Here is a 7,463-nt window from a genome sequence, read left to right on the forward strand (position 1 = left end):
CTCACCCGGGTGGCGAGGCACGCGACGAGCCCGGCGACCACCGCCAGGAGCAGCAGCGGCGAGAGCGCCACCGCCACCGGGACGACGGGCACGTACAGCCGCAGCCGGCGGCCGCTGCGGCGCCGGTGGTGGACCGTCACCAGTTGCGGGAACATCAGGGCCCTTCCAGCTCGGCCAGCGCCTCCTGGACGCCGATCTCCCCCCGCCGCAGGCGGTCGACCACGTCGGCGCCGTCGGCGCCGGTGGGCGCCGGGTCGCTGTCGACGAAGTCGAGCTGCTCGGCGATCCGGTTCAGCCGGGACTTGACCGTCGGATAGCTGACCCCGAAGATCCGCTCCATCTCCTTGATCGAGCCGTGCGACCGGACGAACGCGGCCACGAACACCTGGTCGTTGACGCTGAGCTGCGCCAGCTGAGGCGGCTCGAACCGTCCCTCGACCACGACGCCGCTGCCCTCCAGGCGGACCCGCTCGACCACGAACGGCCGCCCTTGCGTCAGGTCCGTCAGCTCCTGCCACTCCACCCCTGGCCCCCTCACCCCGACCTGTGCAGATCGTACACGTCTCAACTTGCTTTTCTTAACGTTTCATCGCGGCGTGCTTGATTTTCCTGATTTCGATCTCAATATCTGCGCGCTCCGACCGTCCTCGGCGCAGCACCTGGCGCCTGGTCACCGCGTGCCTAGGCAAAGCCTGTCACTGCCTCACGCGGCGGCGAGCGCGCAGAGTCGGACGTGCCGGAACGGTTCCGGCACCCGATCACCAGGAGCACACCACATGACTGTCACCTTGGGCCGCACCGGCATGGAGATCACCCGCCTGGGCTTCGGTTCATGGGCCGTGGCCGGCGCGGGCTGGACCTTCGGCTGGGGCGCCACCGACGACGCCGAGTCGGTCGCGGCGATCCGGCACGCGGTCGACGCGGGCGTCAACTGGATCGACACCGCCGCGGTGTACGGCCTCGGCCACTCCGAGGAGCTGGTCGGCAAGGCCATCGCCGACCTGCCGGAGGGCGACCGCCCGTACATCTTCACCAAGGCCGGCCTGGTCTGGGACCCGGAGGACCCGTCGGCCGCGCCCCGGAGGATCATGAAGCCCGCCAGCGTGCGCCGCGAGGTGGAGGACTCCCTGCGGCGGCTGGGCGTCGACCGCATCGACCTCTACCAGGTGCACTACCCCGACACCGGCGAGTCGCTGGAGTACGCGGGCGGCGGCTTCGGCGCCGTGTCGCCCAACGCCACGCCGCTGGAGGAGTACTGGCAGGTCATGGCCGACCTGAAGGCCGAGGGCAAGGTCCGGGCGATCGGGCTGTCCAACCACACGCCGGACCTGCTGGAGGCCGCCGAGCGGGTCGCCCACGTGGACGTGATCCAGCCCCCGTTCTCGGCGATCAACCGCTCGGCGGCCGACGAGATCGCCTGGGCCCGCGCGCACGGGACCGGCGTGATCGTCTACTCGCCCCTGCAGTCCGGCCTGCTCACCGGGGCCTTCTCCGCCGAGCGCGTGGCCGGCCTGCCCGCCGACGACTGGCGGACCGGCCACCATGACTTCACGACGGGCCTGGCCGCCAACCTGCGGCTCGCCGAGGCGCTGCGTCCGGTCGCCGAACGCCACGGACGGAGCGTCGCCGAGGTGGCCATCGCCTGGGCGCTCGCCTGGCCCGGCGTCACCGGTGCGATCGTGGGCGCGCGCAAGGCCGCGCAGGTGGACGGCTGGATCGGCGCGGCCTCGCTCGAACTGACCCCGGCCGACCTGGAGGAGATCGCCACCGCGATCACCGACTCCGGCGCGGGCAGCGGTCCTGCCCGGCACGCCTGAGGGGCCGGGGTGCCCCTCTTCGCCGTCGCCGAGTTCCTCGCCGCGCCCGGCCAGGACGACCGGCTCCGGACGGCCCTGGAAGCCCTGATCGAGCCCACGCTGGACGAGCCCGGCTGCCTCTCCTACCGGGCCTACGCCGACCCCAACGACCCCGCGCGGATGGTCGTCGTGGAGCGGTGGGAGACCCGGCGGGCCTTCGAGGAGCACTTCACCACGCCGCACCTGCGACACGCGCAGGACGTCCTGGACCGGATCCTGGCCCGGCCGCTGACCCTCCGCACCTTCGCGGAGACATCAGCGGAGGGTGCGCCGGAGCCGTCTCCATAGGTCGTCGCACCAGGTGAAGGCAGCAGGCAACGTCCCGCTCCCGGCGTTCGTGCCCGATGCGCGACGCCGGGAGCGGGCTCGGCCCGCACACGCCGGGTTCACCTCACTGAGGCGGCTTCTGCTCGGCGTGACGGGCGAGTCCCTCCGCCATGCCCTGCATGAAGTTCTGGAGGTAGCGCGGCATGAACCACCGCAGAAGCCATGTGGTCCGGTACTCGCCGTGCCAGTGGATGACCGTGCCGGAACCGGGCGCCGGGCTCAGTTCGATGCGGGCTCGGTAGTCGCGGAGCGACGCGTTAGACGCACCCTCGTAGGCCAGGAGACGGGGCTCGATCTTCTCGGTGAGCCGCTCGCCGGTCACGGCGCGTCCCGTCCGGAAGGCCCGGACGGCGCCGACGCCGTCATCTCCGCCGGGGTCGAGGCCGACCGACCGCGAGGCGTCCAGGCCGTCCACCTTGGACCACCGCGGCCAGCTCGCGGCGTCGACCAGGAGCCGCCAGACGACCTCCGGCGGGGCGCTGGTGGTCACGGTGACGTCGTACTCGTGCATGGCGGGTCTCCTCCGAAGGGGTTGGGGAAGGGACGTCCGGGCGGGGTCAGCGGCCGGTCGCGCCGTCGATCAGTTCGCGGAGGATGTCCGCGTGCCCGGCATGACGGCCGGTCTCCTCGATCATGTGGGTGAGCGCCCAGCGGACGCTGGGCGCGGGGCGTCCCGGCCGCGGCCTGGGAACGGGGGCGCCCAGGTCGGTGCAGCCGTCGAGCACGGCGTTCGCGCGTTCGACCGTCTCGCGGTAGCGGCGCACGACATCCGCGCCCCCGTCCCCGGCCGCGGCACGGAACGTCGCCTGCCAGTCGGTGACGTCGGCCCCGAGGAAGGTCGCGGCTTCCACGCTGGTCAGATGGTTGAGCAGGCCGAGCAGGTTCGTCCCGGACGGGACCGCGGAGGCTCTCGCCCGCGATTCGGGGGCGCCTTCGACCTTCGCGGCGACCGAGGTCCGGAGGTAGTCGAGGAAGCCGCGCAGGGTGTCGGCCTCGGTGCCGCCCGTGCGGGGCGGCGGGGTGTCGCGGCGGCGGGCGGGACGCGTTGCGCTGGACACGAGGGACCTTCCTTCTTCGTCGGGAGCGGCGCGGACCGCCGGTTCAGGCGGCGCGGCGGATGAGCAGGACGTGGTCGGTGACCTCGGCGGTGCGCCCGCCCGGCCCGGTGGCGATCCGGCGCGGCGTGCCGGCCCGCTCGACCGTCCAGGCCGCGCCGCCGTCGCCGCAGCCGAGGTCCAACGCGTCGCCGGGCGGCAGGTTCGTGATCGTTTCGGTGAGGCGGGTGTTCGGCCGCGGGTCGGTGGCCGCCGGCCGGGCCGCGTAGACGCCGTCCCAGAACGTGACCGCATCGGTGGTGCTCATGGAGTCCCCTCTGTCGTGTCCGCTCAGTCTTGGCGGCCGTGCGCGACTTGGCACGAAAACTTGCGGTTCTGGCAAGCTGGCCAGGTGGACCCCCGGACGGACGACGAAGTCCTTGACGCCGTCGGCCCGCGGCTTCGCGCACTGCGGCGCGACCGCGGCGTCACCCTCGCGGACGTCGCGGCGGCGACCGGCGTCTCGGAGAGCACCCTGTCCCGGCTGGAGAACGGGCGGCGCCGGGCGACCCTCGAACTGCTCCTGCCGCTGGCACGCGCCTACGACGTCCCCCTGGACGACCTGGTCGGAGCGCCGCGCACCGGCGACCCGCGCATCCACCTCAAGCCGATCACGCGGTTCGGGATGACGTTCGTGCCCCTGTCCCGGCGGCCGGGCGGGGTGCACGCGTTCAAGATGATCATTCCCGCCCGGCCGGAGCCGCTCGGACCGACGCCGCAGGCGCACGAGGGCTTCGAATGGCTCTACGTGCTCAGCGGCCGGCTGCGGCTCGTCATCGGCGACCGCGACCTGACGCTTCCGGCCGGTGAGGCGGCCGAGTTCGACACGTCCCTGCCGCACTGGCTGGGCAGCGCCGACGGCGGCGGCGTGGAACTCCTCATCCTGTTCGGCATGCAGGGAGTGCGCTCGCACGTCCGGATCGACCCCCACCGGTCGGCCGGCACCGCGGACCGGTGAACACCCGACCAGGACGTCACCGCCGGCGGACCGCCTTCTAAGCTCACTGGAATGGATCTTGATGACGCGGTGCGCCTGTGGGAGCCGGAACCCGGGTGGCTGAACAGCGCCAGCTACGGCATCCCGCCGAAGCCGGCGGTCGACGCCCTGCAGGACGCGCTCGCCGAATGGCGTCACGGCAGCACCGGCTGGGACAAGTGGGACCGTTCCACCAACCGCGCCCGCAGCGCGTTCGCGCGCCTCGTGGGTGTCGCGGCCGAGGACGTCGCGGTGGGCGCGTCGGCCTCGCAACTGCTCGCCCCGGTCGCCGCCTCGCTGCCGCCCGGCTCCCGCGTCGTCGTCCCCGACATCGAGCAGACCTCGAACCTGTTCCCCTGGCTCGTCCAGGACCTCGACGTCGTGACGGTGCCGCCGGCCGACCTGCCCGGCGCGATCGACGAACGCATCGACGCGGTCGCCTTCAGCCTGGTCCAGTCCGCCACGGGTGAGGTCGCCGCCGCCGACGAGGTCGTCGCGGCGGCGAGGGTGCACGGCGCGCTGGTCGTCGCCGACGCCACCCAGGCGGTGGGCTGGCTCCCGGTGGACGCGACGCCCTACGACGTCCTTGTGGTCTCGGCGTACAAGTGGCTGATGTGCCCACGCGGCACCGCGTTCGGCTACGTCAGCCCGGATGTGCGGGACCGCGTCCGGCCGCTCGCCGCCAACTGGTACGCCGGTGAGGGCGACGCCTCCTACGGTCCGCCGCTGCGGCTGGCGAAGGACGCCCGGCGCTTCGACATCGCCGTCCCCTGGTTCTCCTACGTCGCGGCCGCCCCCACCCTGGAACTGCTCCTGGAGATCGGCGTCGGGGCCGTCCACGAGCACAACGTCCGGCTGGCCAACCGCTTCCGCGCCGGTCTCGGGATGCCGCCGGGTGACAGTGCGATCGTCAGCGTGGCCCGTCCAGGCGCGTCCGAGCGGCTGGAGGCCGCCGGCATCCGCGCGTCCGTCCGCAAGGGCGCCGCCCGCCTCGCCTTCCACCTCTACACAACCGAAGCCGACGCAGACACCGCCATCAACGCCCTGCTCTAGGTCCTCGCGGGGGTTCTTCCGGCGCGTTTGCCCGGAGGCGGGCCGCGCCAGGGGCGCGGCCCGGTCGGGGGCGGTGTGGGTCAGATCCTGCGATTGCCGCCGGCGTCCTTGACGCCTCCGCGGGGGCAGTAGCCGAACTTCGGCGGGCTGCCCTTGCCGCCGGACAGGACCTTGACCTGCTTCGAGACGTTGAAGCGGTATTTGTTGTTCTTGAGGACGTTGCCCTTGCCGCACTTCTCCCTGCCGTACGGCGGGAGGAGGCCCCACTCGCTGAGCAGCGCGTACTTGCCAGAGTGAGTCATGGTGTTGCTGTCGACGGTGTTGTAGTTGCTGGCGTTGCGGAGGCGGACCGGGTCGCCGGTGATGTAGGAGAACGTGTTCTTCGTGATGCGGACGTGGGACGTCTGGACCAGGTAGACGCCGTGCATGTTCCCGGCGTTGCTGAGCCTGGTGAAGACGTTGCCGGTGATGTTGATGCCGGTGGAGTTCTGGATGTGGACGGCCGCGTAGCCCTTGGGGCCTTTCAGGTTCTTGAAGGTGTTCCCGGAGATGGTGATGTTCCGGGAGCTCTTGATGAAGATGCCGTTCTGGGCGTTCGAGAACGTCCGGCCGCTGATCCTCTTGCCGCTCTGGCCGTAGAGGCAGATCTTGTAGACGCCCTTCTGGGCGCCCTTGCACTGGAGGGCGGCGGCGTCGGCGACGCCGGGGACGGCGAGCAGCGCGCCGCCGGTGAGGGCGGCCGCGGTCACGGGCAGGAGAAGTCGGCGCATCAGGTCCGTCCGGTGAGCAGGTGTGGAGTGCGGATGATCTTACGGAGATCATCTTCGGGCGGGCCTGTCCGAAACCGGCCGCCGCATCTTCCGCAACCGCGACGTGATGGCGTACCCCCTGGCCTCGCACTGGGTGGGCGGGGTGCGGCGGGCCGGGACGGCCTGGAGCGCGTCCCGGTCCGCCGCTTTCTTGGTTACGGCACTTCGGCGGGGAAGGACCGGCGGTCCTCGGCCATCACGGTGAAGGTGAAGCCGGTGCTCGTCGGACGGCTGAGCGGGATCTCGGACTTGACCCGGCGCAGCACCTCGTTCCTGCTGAGGCCGAGCCCTTCCGCGATCAGCCGGTCCGGGCGCACCGGCACCGGATCCTCGAACAGGACGTCCACGTCGACCGGCCACGGCTCGTCGAGCCAGGCCGACCGGGTGTCGAGCCGCCAGGCTCCGGTCCAGTCGAGGGTGAAGCGGTTGCGCCGGGCGAGCAGCGGATCCAGCAGCCTGGATGCCACCAGTTCCGGATCGTTGACGCGATAGCCGTGGAGTTCGGCCGGATCCAGGGATCTGACCGGCACCCGCTCGTGCACGGTGAGCTTGCCCGTCCGGTTGCAGGAGACGCAGCGGACCAGCAGCCAGACGTCCAGCAGCTTGCCGTTGGCGTTGACGCGGAATCTGCCCTCGCCGGTGGTGGCCGACTCCGTCCGGCAGTGCACGCACCGCAGCGACAGCAGAGGCAGCCTGGTCCGGCGGACGACCCAGGGCAGCACGGTATGAGGTTGTGAAGACATGAGCTTTCTAGACCTGACACGAGGTCGATTACGCGCGACCTCGAACGCTGAATGACCGAGCGCGCGCGAGGGCAGCCCGGCGGAACCGACGGCAGCGTCGGTTACAGGTGAGCGGAGAAAGTGTCAGGTCTAAAGAGCAGGCGGGGTCACGCGGTTCTGTCCTCTGTTCTCACTGCTAGGGGCCGCAGGCAATCTACGGGCACGCGCCAGGGAGGCTCAATCGTTTTTTCGGGGACCGTGTTCGTCGTGGTCAGTTCTTCACGAGCGCGGGTTCCGCCGCCTCACTGTTGCGGGGTGTCTGGGAGCGGTAGGAGTGGCCGAGTTCCGGGCCGAGCCCGAAGTAGTGGCGGAAGTTGTAGATGAGCGGGCTCCAGGCGGTGGGCTCGATGTGGTCGGTGCCGGGGACGACGATCCGGCTGTCGGCGTGGACCTTGCGGACGGCGGCCTCCACGATGACGAAGTCCCCGGCGACGTCCGGCTGCGACCGCACCGCGTGCGCTTCCAACTGGATCGGGCATCCGGCGACCCGAGGCGGACGGACCAGGTGGGACGGCTCGGCGGTCAGGCCGGCCGCGGCGAACTTGTCCGGCTCGAAGCGGCAGCCG

11 protein-coding genes are annotated in these 7,463 nt (G+C 71.5%); 4 read left to right on the forward strand and 7 right to left on the reverse strand.

The annotated features are described in order from the left end of the window. Positions 1-154 precede the first annotated feature (154 nt). Entirely contained in the window at positions 155-523 is a 369-nt protein-coding gene (locus tag AB0J52_RS20150) for a DUF2089 domain-containing protein (protein ID WP_500183127.1), read from the reverse strand. A 253-nt stretch (positions 524-776) separates the two neighbouring features. Here AB0J52_RS20150 and AB0J52_RS20155 point away from each other — a divergent pair, with 253 nt between their 5' ends. Further along, positions 777-1,817, forward strand: coding sequence for an aldo/keto reductase (locus tag AB0J52_RS20155; RefSeq protein WP_500183128.1), 1,041 nt, complete (start codon positions 777-779; stop codon positions 1,815-1,817). 9 nt (positions 1,818-1,826) lie between these two features. After that, complete coding sequence (locus AB0J52_RS20160) at positions 1,827-2,144, forward strand: putative quinol monooxygenase (RefSeq protein WP_500183129.1); 318 nt, start codon at positions 1,827-1,829, stop codon at positions 2,142-2,144. Positions 2,145-2,247: 103 nt separating this feature from the next. On the opposite strand, the gene AB0J52_RS20165 is transcribed toward AB0J52_RS20160, so the two are convergent. Genes AB0J52_RS20165 through AB0J52_RS20175 form a run of 3 tightly spaced genes read right to left on the reverse strand, consistent with a single transcriptional unit; the run spans position 2,248 to position 3,545 of the window. Then, positions 2,248-2,694, reverse strand: a complete 447-nt coding sequence (locus tag AB0J52_RS20165; protein WP_500183130.1) for an SRPBCC family protein — start codon at positions 2,692-2,694, stop codon at positions 2,248-2,250. Between the two features lie 46 nt (positions 2,695-2,740). Continuing rightward, positions 2,741-3,241, reverse strand: coding sequence for a DinB family protein (locus tag AB0J52_RS20170; RefSeq protein WP_500183131.1), 501 nt, complete (start codon positions 3,239-3,241; stop codon positions 2,741-2,743). A gap of 43 nt (positions 3,242-3,284) precedes the next feature. Then, on the reverse strand, positions 3,285-3,545 hold the full coding sequence (locus AB0J52_RS20175; protein WP_500183132.1) for a hypothetical protein: 261 nt from the start codon (positions 3,543-3,545) through the stop codon (positions 3,285-3,287). Between the two features lie 84 nt (positions 3,546-3,629). Between AB0J52_RS20175 and AB0J52_RS20180 the strand changes: the two genes are divergently transcribed. Both AB0J52_RS20180 and AB0J52_RS20185 read left to right on the forward strand, forming a co-directional pair. Beyond that, on the forward strand, positions 3,630-4,235 hold the full coding sequence (locus AB0J52_RS20180; protein WP_500183133.1) for a helix-turn-helix domain-containing protein: 606 nt from the start codon (positions 3,630-3,632) through the stop codon (positions 4,233-4,235). Between the two features lie 51 nt (positions 4,236-4,286). Then, the gene (locus AB0J52_RS20185) at positions 4,287-5,306 is read left to right on the forward strand and encodes an aminotransferase class V-fold PLP-dependent enzyme (RefSeq protein ID WP_500183134.1); all 1,020 of its coding nucleotides are present in this window, start codon (positions 4,287-4,289) and stop codon (positions 5,304-5,306) included. An 80-nt stretch (positions 5,307-5,386) separates the two neighbouring features. Here the strand turns inward: AB0J52_RS20185 and AB0J52_RS20190 are convergent, their stop codons facing one another. From AB0J52_RS20190 to AB0J52_RS20200, 3 genes are all read right to left on the reverse strand, one after another. Continuing rightward, positions 5,387-6,076: a right-handed parallel beta-helix repeat-containing protein gene (locus tag AB0J52_RS20190; RefSeq protein ID WP_500183135.1), complete on the reverse strand. Its 690-nt coding sequence runs from the start codon at positions 6,074-6,076 to the stop codon at positions 5,387-5,389. Between the two features lie 194 nt (positions 6,077-6,270). Further along, the gene (locus tag AB0J52_RS20195) at positions 6,271-6,837 is read right to left on the reverse strand and encodes a DUF1062 domain-containing protein (protein ID WP_500183136.1); all 567 of its coding nucleotides are present in this window, start codon (positions 6,835-6,837) and stop codon (positions 6,271-6,273) included. Between the two features lie 271 nt (positions 6,838-7,108). Next, positions 7,109-7,463 (reverse strand): flavin reductase (locus AB0J52_RS20200; protein WP_500183137.1); only part of this gene is annotated, 355 nt, incomplete at its 5' end.

The sequence above is a fragment of the Spirillospora sp. NPDC049652 genome (assembly GCF_040675125.1).
Taxonomy (GTDB): domain Bacteria; phylum Actinomycetota; class Actinomycetes; order Streptosporangiales; family Streptosporangiaceae; genus Spirillospora.

Excerpts from the sequence above, each read along its gene's own strand:
- AB0J52_RS20175 (WP_500183132.1), bottom strand. The coding sequence starts at position 3,545 with ATGAGCACCACCGATGCGGTCACGTTCTGGGACGGCGTCTACGCGGCC.
- AB0J52_RS20155 (WP_500183128.1), top strand. The coding sequence starts at position 777 with ATGACTGTCACCTTGGGCCGCACCGGCATGGAGATCACCCGCCTGGGC.
- AB0J52_RS20185 (WP_500183134.1), top strand. The coding sequence starts at position 4,287 with ATGGATCTTGATGACGCGGTGCGCCTGTGGGAGCCGGAACCCGGGTGG.
- AB0J52_RS20165 (WP_500183130.1), bottom strand. The coding sequence starts at position 2,694 with ATGCACGAGTACGACGTCACCGTGACCACCAGCGCCCCGCCGGAGGTC.
- AB0J52_RS20190 (WP_500183135.1), bottom strand. The coding sequence starts at position 6,076 with ATGCGCCGACTTCTCCTGCCCGTGACCGCGGCCGCCCTCACCGGCGGC.